Annotated in this window: 18 protein-coding genes and 1 pseudogene; 12 read left to right on the forward strand and 7 right to left on the reverse strand. The window is 42.7% G+C overall.

Annotated features, from left to right (window positions below):
• The first annotated feature begins 104 nt into the window (after window positions 1-104).
• From AAEY93_RS05770 to AAEY93_RS05800, 7 genes and pseudogenes are all read left to right on the forward strand, one after another.
• Entirely contained in the window at window positions 105-1,115 is a 1,011-nt protein-coding gene (locus tag AAEY93_RS05770) for an ArsJ-associated glyceraldehyde-3-phosphate dehydrogenase (RefSeq protein WP_124012892.1), read from the forward strand.
• Between the two features lie 5 nt (window positions 1,116-1,120).
• Entirely contained in the window at window positions 1,121-2,338 is a 1,218-nt protein-coding gene (arsJ, locus tag AAEY93_RS05775; protein WP_351075396.1) for an organoarsenical effux MFS transporter ArsJ, read from the forward strand.
• A 326-nt stretch (window positions 2,339-2,664) separates the two neighbouring features.
• Window positions 2,665-2,840, forward strand: a pseudogene (locus AAEY93_RS05780) (DUF1328 family protein).
• Window positions 2,841-2,920: 80 nt separating this feature from the next.
• The gene (locus AAEY93_RS05785; RefSeq protein WP_011639406.1) at window positions 2,921-3,115 is read left to right on the forward strand and encodes a hypothetical protein; all 195 of its coding nucleotides are present in this window, start codon (window positions 2,921-2,923) and stop codon (window positions 3,113-3,115) included.
• Between the two features lie 211 nt (window positions 3,116-3,326).
• Complete coding sequence (locus tag AAEY93_RS05790) at window positions 3,327-4,979, forward strand: diacylglycerol kinase family protein (protein ID WP_124012890.1); 1,653 nt, start codon at window positions 3,327-3,329, stop codon at window positions 4,977-4,979.
• Window positions 4,980-5,311: 332 nt separating this feature from the next.
• Window positions 5,312-5,896, forward strand: coding sequence for a TetR/AcrR family transcriptional regulator (locus AAEY93_RS05795; RefSeq protein WP_164839421.1), 585 nt, complete (start codon window positions 5,312-5,314; stop codon window positions 5,894-5,896).
• Window positions 5,897-5,983: 87 nt separating this feature from the next.
• A complete protein-coding gene (locus AAEY93_RS05800; protein ID WP_233768594.1) occupies window positions 5,984-6,538 on the forward strand; it encodes a C40 family peptidase in 555 nt (184 codons plus the stop codon).
• Between the two features lie 232 nt (window positions 6,539-6,770).
• Here the strand turns inward: AAEY93_RS05800 and AAEY93_RS05805 are convergent, their stop codons facing one another.
• Together AAEY93_RS05805 and AAEY93_RS05810 are read right to left on the reverse strand one after the other, a co-directional pair.
• On the reverse strand, window positions 6,771-9,932 hold the full coding sequence (locus AAEY93_RS05805) for an efflux RND transporter permease subunit (RefSeq protein ID WP_124012888.1): 3,162 nt from the start codon (window positions 9,930-9,932) through the stop codon (window positions 6,771-6,773).
• A gap of 12 nt (window positions 9,933-9,944) precedes the next feature.
• On the reverse strand, window positions 9,945-11,177 hold the full coding sequence (locus AAEY93_RS05810) for an efflux RND transporter periplasmic adaptor subunit (RefSeq protein ID WP_124012887.1): 1,233 nt from the start codon (window positions 11,175-11,177) through the stop codon (window positions 9,945-9,947).
• A gap of 410 nt (window positions 11,178-11,587) precedes the next feature.
• Between AAEY93_RS05810 and AAEY93_RS05815 the strand changes: the two genes are divergently transcribed.
• Window positions 11,588-12,211, forward strand: a complete 624-nt coding sequence (locus AAEY93_RS05815; protein ID WP_124012886.1) for a TetR/AcrR family transcriptional regulator — start codon at window positions 11,588-11,590, stop codon at window positions 12,209-12,211.
• Between the two features lie 143 nt (window positions 12,212-12,354).
• On the opposite strand, the gene AAEY93_RS05820 is transcribed toward AAEY93_RS05815, so the two are convergent.
• Window positions 12,355-12,852 (reverse strand): prepilin-type N-terminal cleavage/methylation domain-containing protein, encoded by a 498-nt coding sequence (locus AAEY93_RS05820; protein WP_351075398.1) that lies wholly within the window; start codon window positions 12,850-12,852, stop codon window positions 12,355-12,357.
• A 244-nt stretch (window positions 12,853-13,096) separates the two neighbouring features.
• Between AAEY93_RS05820 and mog the strand changes: the two genes are divergently transcribed.
• The 3 genes from mog to AAEY93_RS05835 all read left to right on the forward strand — a co-directional run bounded on the left by mog (window position 13,097) and on the right by AAEY93_RS05835 (window position 15,210).
• Window positions 13,097-13,630 (forward strand): molybdopterin adenylyltransferase, encoded by a 534-nt coding sequence (gene mog / locus AAEY93_RS05825; RefSeq protein WP_101033387.1) that lies wholly within the window; start codon window positions 13,097-13,099, stop codon window positions 13,628-13,630.
• Window positions 13,631-13,822: 192 nt separating this feature from the next.
• Window positions 13,823-14,845 carry a hypothetical protein gene (locus AAEY93_RS05830; RefSeq protein ID WP_124693458.1) on the forward strand — a complete coding sequence of 341 codons (1,023 nt, stop codon included), beginning with the start codon at window positions 13,823-13,825 and terminating at the stop codon, window positions 14,843-14,845.
• Window positions 14,845-15,210 carry a hypothetical protein gene (locus tag AAEY93_RS05835; RefSeq protein ID WP_124012882.1) on the forward strand — a complete coding sequence of 122 codons (366 nt, stop codon included), beginning with the start codon at window positions 14,845-14,847 and terminating at the stop codon, window positions 15,208-15,210. Before AAEY93_RS05830 ends, AAEY93_RS05835 begins: the two co-directional genes overlap by 1 nt.
• 605 nt (window positions 15,211-15,815) lie before the next feature.
• Here the strand turns inward: AAEY93_RS05835 and AAEY93_RS05840 are convergent.
• The 4 genes from AAEY93_RS05840 to AAEY93_RS05855 form a co-directional block, all read right to left on the reverse strand.
• Window positions 15,816-15,956, reverse strand: a complete 141-nt coding sequence (locus AAEY93_RS05840; RefSeq protein ID WP_164839420.1) for a hypothetical protein — start codon at window positions 15,954-15,956, stop codon at window positions 15,816-15,818.
• 140 nt (window positions 15,957-16,096) lie between these two features.
• The gene (locus AAEY93_RS05845; protein ID WP_124012881.1) at window positions 16,097-17,230 is read right to left on the reverse strand and encodes an ABC transporter permease; all 1,134 of its coding nucleotides are present in this window, start codon (window positions 17,228-17,230) and stop codon (window positions 16,097-16,099) included.
• Entirely contained in the window at window positions 17,230-17,964 is a 735-nt protein-coding gene (locus tag AAEY93_RS05850; protein ID WP_101033385.1) for an ABC transporter ATP-binding protein, read from the reverse strand. Before AAEY93_RS05850 ends, AAEY93_RS05845 begins: the two co-directional genes overlap by 1 nt.
• Window positions 17,965-17,966: 2 nt before the next feature.
• Entirely contained in the window at window positions 17,967-19,577 is a 1,611-nt protein-coding gene (locus tag AAEY93_RS05855; protein ID WP_124012880.1) for an alpha/beta hydrolase, read from the reverse strand.
• 94 nt (window positions 19,578-19,671) lie between these two features.
• Here AAEY93_RS05855 and AAEY93_RS05860 point away from each other — a divergent pair, with 94 nt between their 5' ends.
• Window positions 19,672-20,058, forward strand: coding sequence for a GntR family transcriptional regulator (locus AAEY93_RS05860; protein ID WP_124012879.1), 387 nt, complete (start codon window positions 19,672-19,674; stop codon window positions 20,056-20,058).
• The last annotated feature ends 612 nt before the right edge of the window (window positions 20,059-20,670 follow it).

Genomic DNA, 20,670 nt, shown 5'->3' on the forward strand with positions numbered 1-20,670 from the left:
TATATATGACAGCAATCCTGTCCCTGTTATCGATGAGTTATACCTTGCAATACGGGAGGAGACCATATATGAGGTTAGTTAACTTTATTTAGTAGGACACCATTATGACGATAAAAATAGGCATTAACGGTTTTGGCCGTATGGGACGTTTATCTATGCGCGCTGCATATGATTGGGACGATGTTGAAATAGTGCACATTAACGATCCTGCTGGCGACGCTGCGACCTTGGCCCATTTAATGACCTTTGATTCAGTGCATGGCCGTTGGCATCATGAGGCGACCCATCATGGGGAGGCGATAGTGATTAATGGTAACGCCATTCCTTGTAGTCGTAATATTGCGACTAAAGATACCGATTGGTCAAAATGTGACGTGGTGATTGAAGCATCAGGTAAGATAAAAACCACAGCCTTGCTGCAAGCTTATTTAGATCAAGGTGTAAAACGGGTTGTGGTGACTGCGCCAGTAAAAGAAGACGGCGTGTTAAACATTGTGATGGGTGTAAACGAGCATTTATACGATAAAGCCATCCACCCTATAGTGACCGCGGCATCTTGTACCACCAACTGTTTGGCGCCAGTGGTGAAAGTGATCCATGAGAAAATTGGCATTAAGCATGGCTCGATGACGACAATCCACGACATTACTAATACCCAAACTATTTTGGATGCACCGCATCAAGACTTACGCCGCGCAAGGGCTTGTGGCATCAGTTTAATTCCGACCACCACGGGGTCAGCGACTGCCATCACCCATATTTTTCCTGAGCTAAAAGGCAAGTTAAATGGCCATGCGATACGCGTGCCGTTAGCTAATGCTTCGCTTACCGATTGCGTGTTTGAAGTGGCGCGAGGCACTACAGTTGAAGAAGTAAATCAGCTGCTTAAGCAGGCATCACAACAAGAACTTGCAGGCATTATGGGCTATGAAGAACGTCCATTAGTGTCGGTAGATTATAAAACCGACCCACGTTCAAGCATTATCGATGCCTTGTCGACCATGGTAGTCAATGACACCCAAGTTAAGCTGTATGTGTGGTACGACAATGAGTGGGGATACGCTAATCGCACTGCAGAGCTGGCGCGCAAAGTCGGCTTAGCTGATAAGGAATAGCGTTCATGGGGCTGGTTTCATTGCGTAGCTTACCACCATCGATAAAGCAGTATTTGCTGATCACCGCTAATTATTGGGCATTTACCTTAACCGATGGCGCCTTGCGTATGCTGGTGGTGCTGTACTTTCATCAGCTAGGTTACAGCCCGTTAAATATTGCGATGTTGTTTTTGTTTTATGAAATCTTTGGGGTGATCACCAATCTTATTGGCGGTTGGTTAGGGGCAAGGCTTGGCCTTAATAACACCATGAATATTGGCTTAGGCCTGCAAATCGTGGCGTTAGCCATGCTAACCGTGCCTGCTGACATGCTCACAGTGGTTTACGTGATGGCAGCGCAGGCCTTGTCGGGTATCGCCAAAGATTTGAATAAAATGAGCGCCAAAAGTGCCATTAAAACTCTGGTGCCAGCAGATGCCGAGGGTAAGCTTTATCAGTGGGTGGCGCTGTTAACCGGTTCTAAAAATGCCTTAAAAGGGGTGGGGTTCTTTTTAGGTGGTGTGTTGCTTACGGGCTTGGGATTTAGAGGGGCTATTATGTTAATGGCCACGTTATTAGGCATTGTATGGTTATTTAGTTTAGTGACCTTAAAAGATGATTTAGGCAAAGCTAAAAACAAACCCAAATTCAAAGATATTTTTTCGAAAAGTCAGGCGATTAACTTACTGTCGGCGGCGCGGATGTTTTTGTTTGGCGCCAGAGATGTATGGTTTGTGGTGGCATTACCGGTATTTTTAGCCACAACCTTTGGCTGGGATCATTGGTGGGTTGGCGGCTTTATGGCTAGCTGGGTAATTGGTTATGGGATCGTACAATCTATTGCACCTTATTTCACCGGTAAACGGCAGGGCAAAGTGCCGAGCGGTCGAGCTGCATTTGCATGGGCAAGCTACTTATTACTGATCCCGGCGGCTATTGCTCTCACTCTGCATTTTGACTTTTATATCCAGGTAACATTAATAGCGGGTTTATTGTTATTTGGCGCGGTGTTTGCGATTAATTCATCACTGCACAGCTACTTAATCGTTAGCTACGCCAGCAGTGATGGAGTGTCACTGGATGTGGGTTTTTACTATATGGCTAATGCCATGGGACGGTTAATGGGTACAGTACTTTCAGGTTGGGTGTTTCAAGAATATGGCTTAGAAGCCTGTTTATGGATATCCAGTAGTTTTGTCGCTCTTGCTGCCTTAATTTCACTTAAGTTGCCTCATAAAGGGTAAGCCATTACAGCTAATAGATGCATTTTTGTTTACATATCGATATTTCGCTACCTAACCGTGATAGCCTGAAATCCTTACCGTATCATCGGTAAAAATTGCCTGCTCGACTATGGCTTCTTCATTATTGATCTTCTTACCTTAAATTAAAATATCTACAAATCATGGTCTTATAGTTTTTTGTTGAAGTTGGCACAATGTTAGCTTTAACTAACACATAGTCGTGGTGTGAATTGTTAATTTTGACGATAGAGATAAGATATTTGTGTCAACCGTCAGCGTAAATTCAACGCACATCACAATGTGAACCGTACACCAAGGAGGTTTTTATGTTGGGCTGGACATTAATGTTTTAGTTATAGCCGTTATAGCGGGTCTATTGGGTTTTACGGGTATTGCCGGTGCCGCAGCAGGTATCGCGAAAATTATTTTCTTTATTTTTATTGTGTTACTGGTGATTTCATTAGTAGCCAATGCGATTAGAGGCAAAGGTCCCCGAGCATAGTAGTTAACCTGATCTCTTAACTCGAGATAAGGTTAGCGATATAAAATTATTCGATTACAACCATCATCTTGGAGATGAATATGAAATTATTAAAATTACTGACAATGGCAAGCTTAATGGTGTTTTTAACCGCAGGTTTATCAGCCTGTTCAGATAACAAAGCTGAGAATGCTGGCGAGAAAGTGGATGAAATGATGCAAGATGCAGGTAATGCTGTTGAAGATGCATGTGAAGATGTAAAAGAAGGTATGAAAGCAGAAGATCCAGACTGTTAACTACCAAATCTATCTAATTAACTATTTTATCCGTTCAGAGCCATTAAGCTTTTTAGCTTAGGATTATTGATGTAGGGGTAATTGCCTTTACGCTAATGTAAGCTGAAGTGGAATACTTGAGTGACTGCCGCGAAGAGACCAGAGTGTTATTACAATAAGCATTAGCCCAAGCAGCACACATGTGCTGCTTTTCTATCGCAGGAGGACCCCCATGCTCAGCCGAATTCATATTAAATATTATTATACCCTTGGCGTATTATTGGCTTTGTGCTTATGTGTGGCGCTTCCTTACGTGGTACTTAAGCTCATTTTTGGCTGGATTGCATTGTCTTTGGGGCTGGTGAGTTCGGCGTATTGGGTTAATAGCGCAGGCATATTCCGTAAAAGCCAAGATGGCAGTATTCCTTGGTATATCAGTTGGAGTTTTATTCCATTTTTAATGGGTTGCCAAGTGTATAACGCTTGGGCGAGACAGCACGATAAAGTGCCCGCAATCCAAAAAATTGATAAGCAGTTGTATTTGGCTTGTCGATTGTTTCCGAGTGATATTAGCCTGCTTAAGGAAAGAAAAATTGATGCGATTTTGGATGTTACTGCCGAATTTGACGCATTAGAGTGGACCTTGGTTGATGAACATATCGCCTATTTAAATATTCCCGTATTGGATCACAGCGTGCCGACTGTCGCGCAGTTAAATCAAGCCATCAATTGGTTGCACACTCAAGTCGGTAACGGCAAAAATGTGGTGGTGCATTGTGCCTTAGGTCGAGGACGTTCTGTGTTGGTGTTAGCGGCTTATTTGGTGTGTCGTGATCAACACAGTGATTTTAGTGATGTGCTTAAATCCATTAATAATATTCGTCAAACGGCACGGTTAAATAAATGGCAGTTGGCTGCGGTAGAGAAAATGCATAGCCGGAACCAAATTAACATCCACAAACGCGCTTGGTTAATTGTTAACCCAGTGTCAGGTGGTGGCAAGTGGCATGATGAAGCTGATCATATAATCCAAACCTTGTCGGACTATTTTCAGCTTGAAGTGCTGCATACCGCCAAAGATAAGTCAGCTGGGCAACTCGCCGAACATGCCAAAAACAAGGGTGCGGATATTATTGTGGCCTGCGGTGGTGATGGCACAGTTAACGAGGTGGCATCGGTTATTGTCGATACTGATATTTTCTTAGGTATTATTCCGATGGGAACCACCAACGCACTAAGTCATACCTTATTTGGCGTAACCAGTAAGTTGGTTCCTGTGTCGCAAGCGCTTGATATTTTAATTCAAGGTCATTGTCAGCGAATTGATACCGCCATTTGTAATAATCAGTTGATGTTGTTGCTGGTGGGATTAGGCTTTGAGCAAAAAATGATTGAAAAAGCTGATCGTGACCGAAAAGATCAGCTAGGCCAGTGGGCATATCTTAATGGTTTGTGGGAGGCGATAGAAGAAAACCAACCATTGTCGATGAGGTTACAGCTTGATGGTGGTGAAATTCAAGTGATTAACACCACTAGCCTAGTGATTGCCAATGCTGCACCCTTTACCAGTTTGTTAGCACAAGGTAATGGTGAACCCAATATCACCGATGGCTTGTTAGACATTACTTGGATTGAGTCGAGTGAAGTATCACAACAACAATTATTGAGTATGACCGAGCTGCTATTTGCTGGCTTAACCGGAGCGCGTGAGGATGATCAAGTGAGTGGTATTCGGCATGTACAAGCCAAGAAAATCTACTTAAATACTGATTCGTCATGCCAATATGTGATTGACGGTGAGTTATTTGAATCTGAAGATCTGTGTATTAAAGTCAAGCCCAAGTCCCTAAAGGTGTTTATACCTAATGTCAGTAAACACCTTTAGCGAATGTTTGCTAAGTCGCTAGCTTTTGGTTGGGATAATTAATACCGCAAGCGGTTATTTTACTGCGTTGATATGTACTTGTATCTTGTTGTTAAGTGGCAGCTGAAGCGTGTTGTACAAGCGCAAACAGTGCCAGAAAAGGGGTCATCAGCATATCGACCACGGTTGCGCTGAAACGCACCGACAATCAACGGCTGGACGAGAGTATTAAGCCAAATACTCACTAATAATGCTTATTTTACCATGACAATACAATAACAGACTCGATGTTTCGCAAAAATGTAGACGACTGGTCTATTCTTGTTTATTCTGTCACTAAAATGGGAGGCCCTATGAACAAAAATATCACCAGTAAACAGTCGATTTGTGCCGTAGGCGAAAAGCTTTTTGCTTTGCATGGATACAGTGGCGTAGGCATTAAATTGATCCTCGATGAAGTCGGCATTCCTAAAGGTTCTTTTTACCATTATTTTGCCAGTAAAGAAGCGTTTGCAGCTGCCGTTGCCGAACATTATTTCCAACAACGCATTCAACCCATTGCGATTGATCCTAGTGCGAATTTTAAAGCCAATTTATCGACGCTATTGAATGGCTATCATCAACTCATTGATGAGCTTTTTAGTGGTCATCAGCCTCGCGGCTGTGTTATCGGTAACTTGATGGTTGAGGTGAGTCCACAATCACCATTATTGCATCAAACATTGACTCATCTTTACGATAAATGGTTAGGTTTATTGAGTGCACTTATTCAACAAGGTCAACAACAAGGGCATATTCGTGCCGACTTATCGGCATCAATATTAGCGAGTGTTTTTTGGTCAAACTGGCAAGGAACTATGCTACGCTCACAAATTAAAGCGGATAAAATAGCGACTAAACGGGCTTTAGTGCAGTGCATGCAAATGATGACTCGTTAAACGTCTATATCGGCAAGCGTGATTTTGATTGCTTATTGTGACACGTTTATATTTTGGGTGATTTTTCGGGTCTTGGAGTGGGTCGAATTGACTAAAGGATTATTAGTTGGTTGTGTAGTGGTGTTGTTGTCTGCGTGTGCGGCAAAGCCTCCTGTGGTTGCGCCTATACCTGTGGCGGTACCGCCTATGTTGCAACCGCCGCCAAAATGGAGCGAGTCAAACCTGCTAAGTTTTCATAACGAATGGAAAGGTACCCCTTATCGTTTAGGTGGGCTGAGTAAAAACGGTATTGATTGTTCAGGATTTGTGTATTTGGCTTACCTTAATATTGTCGGTGACAAATTACCTCGTACTGTAAACGCGCAGCGTATTATGGGTAAAGAGGTGCCGCGAGCTCAGTTGCAAACGGGCGATTTAGTGTTTTTTAAAACCACTCGAACCGTTCGCCATGTCGGTATTTACATGGGCAACAATCGTTTTTTACATGCCTCGACTAAAAAAGGGGTCAAAATTTCGAGTTTGAATAATATCTATTGGAAGCCGCGTTTTTGGTTTGCAACACGCTTAAAAAACCCAACGCTTGAGCAAAACATGTCGATAGCCAGTCTTGTTGATCATGTTCAACAGCAAGACAATTTATAATGCGCCATCAGCCTAATGAGCAGGTGCTCTTCAATGTGAATGTCGACATCGGTTATATTTTAAAGGGTTAGATTACCTAATGCTATTTCATCTAAGTTATTAATTTGTTTTAACTATTTATATTTTGGCATAAGGTTCATGTACAGCAGATGCTTGAGTTAGTGGCAGGGCAATAAAAAAGAGCTAACCCTAGGGTTAGCTCTTTTTTGTGATGATTGATCCCATTAGGTATTTAGTCGTGCGACTCGACTGGTTCAGCTAACTCGGCGTTATGTTTGCCACGCTTAGCCAGAGCATAGTAAAACAGTGGCGTGAGGATAAGGCCAAAAATAGTCACCCCAATCATGCCAGAGAATACTGCAACACCCATTGCTTGGCGCATTTCTGAACCTGGTCCGCTCGAGAATACCATAGGTACCACCCCCATAATGAAGGCAATCGAGGTCATTAAAATAGGCCGTAAACGTAAACGACCCGCTTCAAGTATCGCCTCTAATGGTTGCATGCCTTTGTCTTGTAACTCCTTGGCAAACTCAACAATCAGAATGGCGTTTTTGGTTGCCAGCCCCACCAGTACAATCAAACCAATCTGGGTAAAGATATTGTTATCGCCACCGTAGATAAGCACCCCTGTTAATGCTGACAATAGTGTCATTGGAATAATAAGAATAATGGCTAATGGCAAGGTTAAACTTTCATATTGCGCCGCTAATACCATAAACACTAATAAGATAATTAACGGATAAATATAGGTACCCGCATTACCGGCCAAAATCTGCTGGTAAGTGATCTCTGTCCACTCGTAAGTCATGCCATTGGGTAAGGTTTCTGCCAATATTTTTTCAATCGCAGCTTGTGCCTCACCAGAACTGTATCCTGGCGCAGCACCACCGTTAAGTTCTGCAGTGGTAAAACCGTTGTAATGCATGACTCGGTCAGGCCCGGATGTATTGGTCACATTAATAAATGAACCAATAGGCACCATTTCGCCTTGGTTGTTGCGTACTTTAAGTTGGGCTATTTGTTCTGGCGTTTGTCTAAACTGCTCATCGGCTTGCACCTTAACTTGATAAGTGCGGCCAAATTGGTTGAAGTCGTTGGCGTAAACCGAGCCCATGTAACCCTGTAATGTGGAAAACAATTCGTCTAACGACACCGATTGTTGTTTGGCTTTAGTACGATCAATGTTCACGTCAAGTTGTGGCACACTCACTTGATAACTCGAGAACACCCCCGCTAACTCTGGCGTTGCCCATGCTTTTTGCATCACTTCCATGGTCACTTTATACAACTCTTCATAACCGTAGTTTGCCCGGTCTTGAATTTGTAATCTAAAGCCACCAATGGTGCCTAAGCCTTGTACTGGCGGTGGTGGGAAAATCGCAATATACGCACCGTCAATGGCGGCAAACTGTTGATTTAACGCTGCTGCAATTGCGCCTGCTGATAATGATGGATCTTTGCGATCGGCAAAGTCATCCAACGGGGTAAACAAAATGGCGCTATTGGTGCTGTTAGTAAAGCCATTAATGCTTAAGCCTGGAAAGGCTACCGCATGGGCGACACCAGGTTGCGCTAAGGCAATTCGTGACATTTCTTTCACGACAGCTTCAGTGCGATCTAATGACGCGGCATCAGGCAATTGTGCAAAGGCGATAAGATATTGTTTATCTTGCCCTGGTACATAACCAGTAGGGGTGTTGGCAAATTGTAAGCCTGTTAAGCCGACTAAACCGATATAAATAATGCCGACAACCGCACCAAAACGGATGATCTTTTTAACCAGCCAACCGTAACCTTCAGACATGCGCGCAAACAGGCGATTAAATGGATTGAATAGCCAGCCTCCCAGCAGTTTATCCATGCCACGAGTAAGCACATCTTTTTTCTCGTGATGACCTTTAAGCAGTAATGCCGATAATGCAGGGCTCAGGGTTAACGAGTTAATCGCTGAAATAAAGGTGGAAATGGTGATCGTCAGCGCGAACTGCTTATAAAACTGGCCGGTTAAACCTGACATAAAGGCGGTTGGAATAAATACTGCTGCTAGAACCAGTGTGGTGGCGACAATCGGGCCGGTCACTTCTTTCATTGCCTTTTGGGTGGCAGCAACAGGAGATAAACCGTCAGAGATATTTCGTTCAACGTTTTCAACCACCACGATAGCATCGTCAACGACAATACCGATGGCTAATACCAAACCAAATAATGATAAGGCATTCAGTGAGAAGCCCAATAGGTGCATAAAGGCAAAGGTACCCACAAGCGATACCGGAACGGCCACTAATGGAATAATGGATGCGCGCCACGTTTGTAAAAACAGTACCACGACGAGTACTACCAGCAATAAAGCTTCGAGCAGTGTTTGCACTACCGCTTTTATTGAACCGCGGACGAACACGGTTGGATCGTAGACGATGTCGTAGGTTAATCCTTCTGGAAATGCCTGAGACAATTCAGCCATTTTAGAACGGACATCATCAGATATTTGAATCGCGTTTGAACCCGATGCTTGGAAAACAGGTAGTGCAGCAGCGTCTTTATTGTCTAACATTGAACGTAGGGCATAAGTTGATGCGCCTAATTCAACCCGAGCAACATCCTTTAAACGGGTGATCTGACCTTCATCGCCCACTTTAATAATAATATTCTCGAACTCTTCAACGCTGGATAAACGACCTTTAACGTTGATCAATAATTGGAAATCACTGTCGCCACTAGGTTGTGCGCCTAGGCTTCCTGCTGCTGCTTGTTGGTTTTGCTCACGAATAGCGGCAACAATATTACTCGGAGATAAACTGATTGCTGCCACTTTATTAGGATCTAGCCATACACGCATGCTGTAGTCACCTGCGCCAAATACGCGCACCGCCCCCACACCGGTAATACGAGCTAATTCGTCTTTCACTTTCAATACCGCATAGTTAGACAGATATAACATGTCATAACGGTTATCGGGCGAGGTTAAATGCACCACCATGGTTAAACTCGGTGATGACTTTTCGGTCACAATACCTAAGCGTTGTACTTCTTCTGGTAAGCGAGGTTTTGCACGCTCTACCCGGCTTTGCACTTGGGTTTGAGCTAAATCAACGTCAGTACCAATCGCAAAGGTGATGGTTAGCGTCATGCGGCCATCGGATGTGGCTTGTGAAGACATGTACAACATGTTTTCTACGCCGTTTATCTCTTGCTCCAGCGGTGACGCAACCGTTTCGGCGATTACTTTTGGGTTGGCGCCTGGGTAGTTTGCCGTAACAACGACTGTTGGCGGTACTACCTCAGGGTATTCGGTGATCGGTAATTGCCATACCGCCAGCGCGCCTGAAATAAAGAACAGTAGCGACAGAACCGCGGCAAAAATCGGTCTTTTAATAAAAAATTGAGACAACATAGTGTAGTTTCCTTAACCTTGACTAGCGTCATCAGCAACTTGTGCTGTGAGAGGCTGGTTATCGAGGATTTGTTGCGCTTGATGCAAGGCTTCAAGCTGACCGTCACCTGCCATTTCGGTCAGGTTTGGCTCAATAGTGACGTTGGGACGTACTTTTTGCAGGCTATTAACCACGATGGTGTCGTTAGGCGATAACCCTGCGGTAATAATACGCAAACCATGAAGTTTCGCTCCGAGGCTAACACCACGATATTCAAGGATATTTTTGTCGCTTACCACTAAGACAAACTTGTTGCTTAGGTCAGTCATAATGGCTTTGTCGTCAATTAAAATACGTTGATACGACTCGCTACCAGCAATGCTGATGCGAGCAAATAAGCCTGGAAGTAACTGATTGTCTTGATTAGCAAAGTTGGCTCTAACACGAATAGTACCGGTTTGTTGGTTTACTGCATTATCAACAAAGTCGATCACGCCTTGGTGATTAAAACTGGTTTCATTGGCAAGCGCCATAACCACGGCATTGTTACCTAAACGAGGATTCTGGCGTTTATTCTCGAACGATAAGGCCGCATATTTTAAATAGCTTTGCTCGTCGATATCGAAATAAGCGTACATATGCGATGTTGATACTAAACTGGTGAGATGTGTTTGTCCTGCCGTAACGAAGTTACCTGCGGTTTCGTTGGCATATGAAACACGACCCGTGATGGGAGCGGTAACATGGGTGTATTCAACGTTAAGTTGTGCGCGGGTTAATGCGGCGTTAACTGACGCAACCGCTGCCGCAGTTTGATGCATAGTAGAGCGACGAGTATCAATTAGCTCTTCTGATACCGCTTTTTGATAAAAAAGTTTATTTGCCCGTGCGTAGTCATTTTTAGCGAGTTGATTGGCCGATAGAGCACTGGTTAATTCTGCTTTAAGGCGTTCATATTCAGCAATAAAAACACTCGAGTCGATGGTAAATAACACATCGCCTTTTTGCACTAGCGCGCCTTCTTTAAAGTTAATCGATTCAATATAGCCCGATACGCGAGGCACTAAAGTGACCTTTTCAGGGGCTTGTAAGCGTCCGGTAAATTGATCCCACTCGGTAATGCGCTCATAAAGCACGTTAGCAACATCTACCTTAGGCGCTGCAGATGTATTGGCTTGTTGTGCAGGTTGTTCGCCGCACGCCACTAATAGCAATGCCGTTAGGCTGACTAATAAAGTGGTTTTAATTGATGTTAACGTCTTCATGGTGCGGTCCTTTAATCAATAGCATTTACGTTTTTTTCAGCAGGCTATAGGGTCGTTATATTGGTGTGCGGATTAATTTTATACCGATAGGTAAAAAATGTTCTGTACCGAACGGTAATATATAGATTAAAATAACCCTGTCAATGACTTTTGTACCGACAGGTATTAAATTATTTTGACAAGAGGTTCAATTAGCGGGAAGATAAAGTAACATCACTACTTACAAGGTGATTTGTTGCGATGAAATAGCGTTAATCAATACTTGTTCAATTGTTATAATTGCGACAAATCTGCACAATATTAACCCTAAGATGGCTTAATATTATGCTAAAGTATGCGGGTTATTTGTCATTAGAAAGCCAGTTAAGTTTCTGATAAGTAAAGCTGCGTTAATATATGAGGTACTATTTATGACAATCACAAAAGCAGCTTGCGTTGGTCGCCCTCGTGGGTTCGATATCGACTTAGCATTAGAGCAAGCGCTTAATGTTTTCTGGCGTCATGGATATGAAGGGACTTCTTTAAACGAGCTAACGGAGGCTATGGGGATCAAGAAGCCTAGCCTGTATGCCGCATTTGGTAATAAAGAGCAGCTATTTTTAAAAGCCATCGATTTATACGAAAACCGCCCAGATTCATTATTTAATACGGCTTTTAAACATCAATATGTTGCTGATGTGGTTCGCGGCTTATTGCTTGGCGCTGCAGCCAAGTTTACTGACTGTAGCCACCCTCAAGGTTGCGCATTAATTAACAGCACCCTTTCATGTAGTGAGGCGAGCGAGTCTATTAAACAAGCTGTTTTAGAGCGCAAAGCGCAACATAAGCTCCAGTTGATTGCCCGATTTGAGCAAGCCAAGCATCAAGGTGAATTAAATGCAGATTGTCAGCCTGAAGTGTTAGCGCGATTCATTAGCACCTTGTTTCAGGGAATGTCGATTCAGGCATCAGAAGGGGCAAGCATTGAAGAGTTGCAGCAAGTCGCTAGCATGGCGATTGCAGGTATTTTAATTTTATACGTCAATCCTAAGTAGCTTATTCAGTAGCTTATTAACTCGGTTACTAAGGCTAGCCATTCAGTAAATCAATTGATACTGTAATTTTCACAGTATCTTTTACCGTCTCAATCTTCTCTCAATATTGACTCTTTTGTTTGTTACTCCTTGTTCATATAGCCCTAACAGCCGCTGCTGGTAATACTGTAAAACGTCGGTTCGGTGGTATTCGTTGAATCAACATTGTAAAGCAAGCTACAGTTACCCGTATTGCCATATCCTTTAGGGTAAATATGCATGGTTTTTCCTGGATCATTAAATAATCCCCAGTCCGCGGTAATCTCATCTTGTGCACCAGTCATCACTTCAAAAGAACCGTCAATAGCCGCTGCTACATTGGCTGGTGAAGATGTAATGTAGCCCACAGTGGTGCTAATCGGTGTGCCATTAACTGCCACCGAACCGGGTTCGAGCTTTTCTTGACCAGTTAATACTGCTTTAGAATACACTAAGGTATTGGCCGACTTTAACGCCCCTTGCAAACCATTTAAATTGGCGATAAGCGCATCACTTTTTAGGTTAATAAACTTCGGCGCAGCAACCACAGCCAAAATACCTAAAATAATGATCACTACAACTAGTTCGATAAGGGTAAAGCCGCGCTGTCGGTTAGTATGCATATTGTTATCTCGATTTAATAGTCATCAGCAACCTAGCATGTAAACTAAGCCGAACTAAAAAGGTAATATAGTATAAATACTCTATTAGACGAAGTCATTGTTTATACTGAAACAGTGATCTATTTATCGATCTGTTATTTTGTGAACTCACATTTATTTGGTAGATTGTCGGTCTATAAGTGCATTATTGATTTAACCTCAACTCTAGCTGAGATTGATTTACCCACATTAGGGAAAGATAACCATGAGCAAAGCTAAAATAGGCATCGTTACCGTGAGCGATCGTGCCAGCGCGGGTATATATGAAGATTTGTCGGGCAAAGCTATTATTGATGTATTAACTGAATACTTAACCTCTGAATGGGAACCTGTTTACAAGGTGATCCCAGATGAGGGTGACGTTATTGAAGCCACATTAATTGATTTAGCCGACAACCAAGATTGTTGTTTAATCGTGACCACTGGTGGAACGGGTCCTTCCAAACGCGATGTTACCCCAGAAGCTACCGAAGCTGTGTGCGATAGAATGATGCCAGGCTTTGGTGAACTCATGCGCGCCGAGTCATTAAAGTTTGTACCAACTGCTATTTTATCACGTCAAACTGCAGGATTACGCGGCGATTCGCTGATTGTCAATTTGCCCGGTAAACCTAAGTCTATTCGCGAATGTTTAGATGCGGTATTCCCAGCCATTCCATACTGTATCGACTTAATGGATGGACCGTTTTTGGTGTGTGACGAAGCAGTGATCAAGCCATTTAGACCTAAAGCTAAGTAATTAAAAAAATTCAGTTTCTGCTATGTTAAAGCGTGTCGTGAGGATAAAAAGACCCATACGATACGCTTTATAACCATTATGATGTGGAGGTAAAGGTATTTATATCCTATTTGATAATAGAAAATTAGAGGCATAGGTGTAAAATATAGATCTAAATATTGAAGGACTAAATCGTGAAAGCAAGGATGTTTTATGAGTAATACCTCTGCAATACCAAGTGGTCTTGCAATACATATTGTTGAGAAGCGTATGGCGGTCAATGTATTGATCCTTGCGCTATACAACATGCCAACAAAAGAAACCTTTGAGCATTTTAAATTTGTTAACTCTCATCTAATCGATGGCTTTGCTAAGCCTGGTCAAATCGTTTTAATTTCTCCTTTAAATACATTTGAGTGCACAATAGAAGAACAAGAGTTTCAAAAGTATGCGTTGGTTATTGATAAAAAGTTGAGAGAGCTTGATGAGATTGAAAAAGAAGTTTTGGCCAAGCGGTACGACTTACTCAGTAATGTTGCTAAATATAACGGCTTATTATTAGGCGTAGCTAATAACACTTGGAACTCGCATGTTAGCTTTGTAAAGGAGAACTTAAAAAATTTAGAGCAGACGTATGTTAAGACTTATAACGCAAAAGGTAACTTGAGGTCTCCTGAGTTTCAACATCGAAGGAAGGTTATCTTTTCTAATTTAAAGAATGCTTTAAGACGCTTTGGTCAGCCCGCGTTTGGTGAAAATTTAATGCCAGGAGATATTCGAACTCAATTAGGTTTAAGTAGCAAAAGTTTAATTAGACGTTGGGATAAAATGGGCGGACATGCTCAAAATATTCCTATTTTTGCTGAACATTATAAAACTGTAGCGAATATGGCAAAAAACTTAAAGCGTGTTGGATATGTAGGCGTTGTATTAACGGGTGTTGAGGCAACAGCAAATATCCAACGAGCTTGTCTTGAAGGTACAGGTCTTGAGTGTACTAAAGCTAAATATGTTGAGACGGGCAAAGGCGCTGGATCTATTGTCGGGGGCGCTGGCGGTGGTTTTATTGCAAGTTATGGTTTATGTTCAATTGTTTTTGGTCTTCCTAGTGGCGGGACTAGTTTACTATGGTGTGGGATAGTCGCCGGTGGTGTTGGAGGATATTTTGGGGCGAAGCATGGGGGTCATTATATAGGAGATAAAGCAGAACTTTTGTACGAGGTGATAGAAAAATAATGTCAATAACAGATCTTATAGGGCTTTTATTAGGTGGCAGCTTTGTATTTTTAGGTTTATTTGTTTTGTTGCCTATGTTGTTATATATATACAAAAAACGTATTAAGTCAGTTGAAGGGATATTAGAAAATGGACGTGAATATTTCTCATTAAACATCTTTTTAACAGGACATGGAACGCTTCATTATGCGAGTGTTTTTATGTTTGATTGGTATGCAAAGCGGTATAATTTATTTCATTTAAAAGATTGTGTACCAACTAAAATAACACGTATTTTTAAAGTTTATTATATCATTTTTATGATTGATTCACTCTGTTTTGTTACTATGGTTATTTTAGATTACATATATCCAACTATAAAATAATTTTATGATGGGAATTTAATATTTAGATCTAATATTATCTGAGTATGATAGTTATCCAGGATTTTTAACAGATAAAATTTTTATTATCAAGTTTTTTGATGATTATTTTGACTTCTCCTTTATTATATAAGTATTACTTTAAAAGCGTATAGAAAAATTTAGAGGAAGGGCCTTTTTTATTTATTGAATGTTTTTATGTTGGATTTTGAACATTATATTTATATTTATTGGCATACTAAACGTTATAAATTATTTGAGTTAAGGCATGAAATCCCTCTAAACGTACAATGGCAATTCAAGCTTTTTCATTGTTTTCATGTCTAATTGCATATGTGCTGTTATTGCTAGTATGTTGTCAGAACTTTCGTTGATTAACTCTTAAGGTCATCGCGATTGTCCAGCATTTACTGGAATATATTAATTGATTAAAAATTTGGTTAATAGTTTATTTATCAGCTATTTATTGACTTCAAATGAATGCTATTAGCCAACAGAAATAGCCGACAACCCTCCCTGTGTAGTTAGGTGTCTGGACTTTAGTGCAAACACTACAACTGTTTAAACGGCTGCTTCAGCTTAACGCCATTGTCGCTAACGCGTTTCACTCACTCTGGCACTCGCTCAGTCAGCGCTTGGTTTTGGATTTTAAGCTCAGCAACGCTGCCGGTGTCAGTTTGTTGTTTATGCTCTAAATAGTGTTTAGACATTTCAGATGCTGTCGTGCCGACAATAACAACGAATGCCAACAGATAATCGCGATAGCGTTGTCCGTCATTATTGGTTGTTAATATTCCCTGTTAAACCATCCTTGTTAATGATTACGGGTAAATCAGCCAGCCTTATCTCAAGCCGTCAAGGCTGGGATCACATCGATATAAACCAACTCTTATAAGCCAAAGACGACTTTTTCACTTTTAAGCGACTTTTCTAAACCTGCGGCTAATGCAATGGCAATGATCAGCGTGGTGATTGATGAAATAATTAGCTGCAGCATCGGAATTTCACGACCTTTGATAAAGTCCATTAAGGCTTGTTGCTGGCCCGATACGGGTAACCACTGCAATACATCTGGGGCGATGTTGTAACTGGCTGCAATTGATAGTGCCAGTGGCACAAACAGCACCATGGTTAAATATGACTGCGCCTCTTTAAAGGTTTTAGCCATAAACGACACATACAGTTGTAAGGTTGCGGCCATCAAGGCAACCGGGATCCCTACAATGAACATTAAGCCCATAAAGTCTTGGGTAATATTGACGGTAAAGCCTATTTCTTGCCACGGGACAAAGGCGTACGCCACTTTAGAGACTAATAAAATCAGGATTAAGCCAAGTAACGCAAAGCAGCTTACGGCAATGATTTTACTTATCACTAATTGGCGGGTGCTCATTGGGTGGCTGAGTAATAGTGCCAGTGAATTACGCTCACGCTCGCCGGCACTGGTGTCGATAGCAAGGTTCATGCCCGAGATGAACACCGAATACATCATGGTGAAAATGGCAATGCCTAAAATCATCCCGCCTTTAGAATCTGGGGTGGCTTGGTCTTCGACATTGATTTTGAGTGGTTGGGTAATACGTGGATTAATACCTCGTGCAATTAGCCGTATGCTACCCATTTCGGCGCTATAAGTTTGCAGCTGACGTTCTAGTCGGCGGATAGACTTTTGCAGCTTCTCATCTGAATTATCGGCGATTAATAACACTTCAGCTTGTTTGGCTTTGGCCATGTTGGTGGCGTAATCGTCGCTAATGGTTAAGGTGATTTTGTTGGCGTCTTCGCCTTCACCATGGTTAATGCCGTTATTGCTTAAGTAGCGTACTAAATCGGGTGCATTATCTGCGTTGTTTATATTGATGTTTAAATCTTCTGGGCTAGACAGTTGACCAATTAACACCATAAACATGCCACACATGAGCAGCGGGGTGCCAATGGCGTAATACAGCCCAGCCATTACCGAACGCTTGTCACGTGCGGCATCGACGAGTTCTTTGCGCACCATTGCGAGTATCATTTTCATTAAGCTGCAATTCCTTCGTCAGTACCGATAAGTTCGATAAATGCATCTTCTAGTGAGTCTTTGCCGGTTTGCTGACACAGTTCGTCAGGGCTGCCCATGGCGATCACTTTACCATTAGCCATCACGATGACGCGGTCACACAAGGCGGCGACTTCTTGCATTACATGGCTTGAAAACAGTACACAATGCCCTTCGGCTTTGAGTTGTAGCAAGATATCGCGCAATAGGCGGGTGTTCATCACATCGAGTCCACGAGTCGGCTCATCTAAAATAATGTTACTTGGTCTATGTACAATCGCTTGTGCTAAGGCGGTTTTCATCCGTTGACCTTGGGAAAAGCCCTTGCAGCGACGGTCGCTAATGTCTTCAAGCTTCAATTGTGCAATGACATTTGCGGTGGCTTGTTTAGCTTGTTTACGCGACATACCGCTCAGTTCGGCAAAAAAGCTAATGTATTCCCGTGGGGTAAGGCGCTCGTACAAACCAAAAGGGTCGGGGAATAAACCCAACTGCTTCTTGGCTCCAATCGGATCATCGGCTACATCAATATCATTTACCGTGGCAGTGCCTGAATCGGGTTTGAGCAATCCAAACAAGGTGCGTAAACAGGTGGTTTTACCGGCGCCATTTGGGCCGAGTAAGCCGGTGATCTGACCATTTTCGGCGCTAAAACTTAAATCATCTAATGCCTGAATATCGCCAATCTTTTTGGTTAAGTTTGCAACAGTAATCATGACTATTCCTTATCTGTAGCGATATTCGCTGGCGCCGTTGTGTCGAGATTGGTTTCGATGTCGGCTGGGTTGTCGGTAACCGGCAGTGCTTCTACAGTATTGGCGTTGAGGTAAAAACTGCGACGTACGTCTTTTTGTAAACATGCGCCATCGAGGTCTTTTACCGAACCTTGATCAACTAATTGGGCGACTAAATCATTACCACAGCTTTGACCAGCCACCCCGTGAGTCGCGTAGGGGGCAATCAAGTGCTTTGACTGAGTGAGTTTCTCTTGCGCTAAGGCGCCCCAATTGGGTGGCGTGGCGGGATCTAGTTCACCAGACAAGAGTAGGGTTGGTATGTCACTGTGGATGGGCTCGCTAAAGCTATCGTCAACCGTTGGCATCGGCCAAGCTTGGCAGGTTTTTTCTAACCCATCTAACATGCTGCTACTAATGTACGACTCTTTGGCATCTTTACGCATTTGTTCGCTAATGCGGTGAATGTCTTCGCCGCAAACTACCGATGCATGCATGCCCATGGCAATACCTGTGCTGTCGATGGTTAACGCGTAAATGCCTAATATCGATTGATAATTACCTTGTGCCGCTTGATGAATAGCATGGGGGAGTAGTGCGCGAATATTGGCCATGTACATTGCCATCCGAATAGCACCAGAAAACTTACCGCGGGTGAGTAGAAAGTCGCTAAGTTGATTAGTTTGTGGATCGCGCACCTGCTGATTAATCGGTGCGCTAGCCAACAGCTGGTCGACTTTATTGTATTCATCTGCCAAATCAGGAAACTGTTGCTGGCAAGCCGGTGTACTTTTACAGTCACGCCATAACACATTTAAGCCACGCTCTATTGAACTACCAATCGCGACAACACTCTGTTGCATTGGCACCACACCATCTAATGTCACTGTTAATAAGGCTTCTGGATAATGACGCATATAAAGCTGTGCCATGCGTGAACCATATGAAATGCCATAGAGATGCAGTTTTTGATAACCTAAAAATTGGCGTACCGCTTCGAAGTCTTTTAACGCTGAGTTACTGCCGTATTGAGTCACGTCGGCATCAATTTGAGCTAGGCACTTTTCAGTCATAGCAATGATATCCATATCATCATCATTCATACTGAGTATTGCTGTGGTGTCATCGTCACAAGATAGTATGTTCGATTGGCCTGTACCGCGTTGGTCGATGAGTAAAATATCACGCTGCTGGCGGACTTTTGACAACATACGATTAAAGCTGGCGGCATTTTCGATAGCCGATTGGCCTGGCCCACCCGCTATGGCGAGTAAAGCTTCATCCGGATAAGTGTTTTTAATCGCCGGCAAAATCGCAAAATGAATGTCGATTTGCTTACCGTCAGGTTGTTTGGGGTTTTCTGGCACACTCATTTTACCGCATTGTAATTGCTCGTCTAAACCGTCTAAGTAACAAGCTGTAGTTTTAGCGGGCGCAGTCTCATTGGCTTCCTGTGTGTCGGCATAGCTATAGTTGGCGAATAAAATAACAATGGCCACCGCGAGCCAACGGCTGGTAAGTGTTGCCGATTGGCATAACCCTGAGCGGCTAACCGGTTGAGCCAAGGCGGTGTTGACAAACTTCCTGTTGATCATCGGAATGTTTCCTTTTTGCATTTCATGGCGATTATGCTACCTTAGCATTTAGTGTATGAGTGTATCAATGCGTTAATACGGTTGTTAAAGGCGAATGCTAGAATTATTAAATGTTAACCCTAACAGTGGTGAACCCATCTATCGACAGTTGCACGATCAAATCGTGCGCTTAATTGTCGGCGGGCAGTTGCACCCTGAAGAGATTCTGCCTTCGGTGCGCCATCTTGCCGAGCATTTAGCGGTAAACCCAATGACAGTATCGCGAGCAATGCAGCAACTTGCTGAGCAAGGCTGGATTGAACGCCGTCGTGGTCAGCCATCGCGGATTGCCGCAAGAACGCCAGCTAATAATACATCTGGCGGTAGTTTGTTGGCACCGCAATTAACCGCATTGGTTGAGCAAGCGCGACAATTAGGGGTCGATTATGACCAGTTACAGATTTTATTGGAACAATTTTGGAATAAAAACAGCGGTAATTAAGTCGATTTTGTTAACAACACCCTCAAGGAAGTCGACAATGGAACTTGAACAACAGCCCGTTTTACTGTTAATCATGTGAGCAAACTCTTTGCCACCAAAGACAAATCTACCGCGGTAACACTGTGTTGGTTGATCTGTCGATGACACTTCACCCTTGCACTGTGGTCAGATTATTCGGTTAAAATGGTGCCGGTCAGTCGACCCTTTATGCGCTGTGTCTTAGGCCTTGTTGGTATTGAGACCGAGGATATTTTAACTCTCGATTAAACACCTACAGCCCTGTCAATATAAGCAAAAGAACACATTAATTATTTGCCGCAACAGCCTTTTGGCTATGAAGGTTTCATCATAGATAAACGTAAAAACTACACCTAAACTCCAACCTTAACTGGGATAGAACACTCGAACAAGATTGACTGAAATATTTTGATTTTTATTTTGATTTAGATGTCACTCAAACGATGCAAAAATTGTCTGTTGCTCAGTGTCAATCAATGGCATTAACTATGGCATTAACTATGACATTAACTATGACAATGGCGTATCGCCCCACTTATAATTACTCGATGAGCCCATCCCGAGTCTTGACCCCGCTGCCAGACGCCAGCTTAT

Origin of the sequence: Shewanella sp. CAL98-MNA-CIBAN-0140 (assembly GCF_040309905.1) — a bacterium.
Lineage (GTDB): Bacteria > Pseudomonadota > Gammaproteobacteria > Enterobacterales > Shewanellaceae > Shewanella > Shewanella psychromarinicola.

What these genes read in the sequence shown, in the direction of transcription:
- AAEY93_RS05770 (WP_124012892.1), top strand. Translation starts at nt 105, where the DNA reads ATGACGATAAAAATAGGCATTAACGGTTTTGGCCGTATGGGACGTTTA.
- arsJ (WP_351075396.1), top strand. Translation starts at nt 1,121, where the DNA reads ATGGGGCTGGTTTCATTGCGTAGCTTACCACCATCGATAAAGCAGTAT.
- AAEY93_RS05785 (WP_011639406.1), top strand. Translation starts at nt 2,921, where the DNA reads ATGAAATTATTAAAATTACTGACAATGGCAAGCTTAATGGTGTTTTTA.
- AAEY93_RS05790 (WP_124012890.1), top strand. Translation starts at nt 3,327, where the DNA reads ATGCTCAGCCGAATTCATATTAAATATTATTATACCCTTGGCGTATTA.
- AAEY93_RS05795 (WP_164839421.1), top strand. Translation starts at nt 5,312, where the DNA reads ATGAACAAAAATATCACCAGTAAACAGTCGATTTGTGCCGTAGGCGAA.
- AAEY93_RS05805 (WP_124012888.1), bottom strand. Translation starts at nt 9,932, where the DNA reads ATGTTGTCTCAATTTTTTATTAAAAGACCGATTTTTGCCGCGGTTCTG.
- AAEY93_RS05810 (WP_124012887.1), bottom strand. Translation starts at nt 11,177, where the DNA reads ATGAAGACGTTAACATCAATTAAAACCACTTTATTAGTCAGCCTAACG.
- AAEY93_RS05815 (WP_124012886.1), top strand. Translation starts at nt 11,588, where the DNA reads ATGACAATCACAAAAGCAGCTTGCGTTGGTCGCCCTCGTGGGTTCGAT.
- AAEY93_RS05820 (WP_351075398.1), bottom strand. Translation starts at nt 12,852, where the DNA reads ATGCATACTAACCGACAGCGCGGCTTTACCCTTATCGAACTAGTTGTA.
- mog (WP_101033387.1), top strand. Translation starts at nt 13,097, where the DNA reads ATGAGCAAAGCTAAAATAGGCATCGTTACCGTGAGCGATCGTGCCAGC.
- AAEY93_RS05830 (WP_124693458.1), top strand. Translation starts at nt 13,823, where the DNA reads ATGAGTAATACCTCTGCAATACCAAGTGGTCTTGCAATACATATTGTT.
- AAEY93_RS05835 (WP_124012882.1), top strand. Translation starts at nt 14,845, where the DNA reads ATGTCAATAACAGATCTTATAGGGCTTTTATTAGGTGGCAGCTTTGTA.
- AAEY93_RS05845 (WP_124012881.1), bottom strand. Translation starts at nt 17,230, where the DNA reads ATGAAAATGATACTCGCAATGGTGCGCAAAGAACTCGTCGATGCCGCA.
- AAEY93_RS05850 (WP_101033385.1), bottom strand. Translation starts at nt 17,964, where the DNA reads ATGATTACTGTTGCAAACTTAACCAAAAAGATTGGCGATATTCAGGCA.
- AAEY93_RS05855 (WP_124012880.1), bottom strand. Translation starts at nt 19,577, where the DNA reads ATGATCAACAGGAAGTTTGTCAACACCGCCTTGGCTCAACCGGTTAGC.
- AAEY93_RS05860 (WP_124012879.1), top strand. Translation starts at nt 19,672, where the DNA reads ATGCTAGAATTATTAAATGTTAACCCTAACAGTGGTGAACCCATCTAT.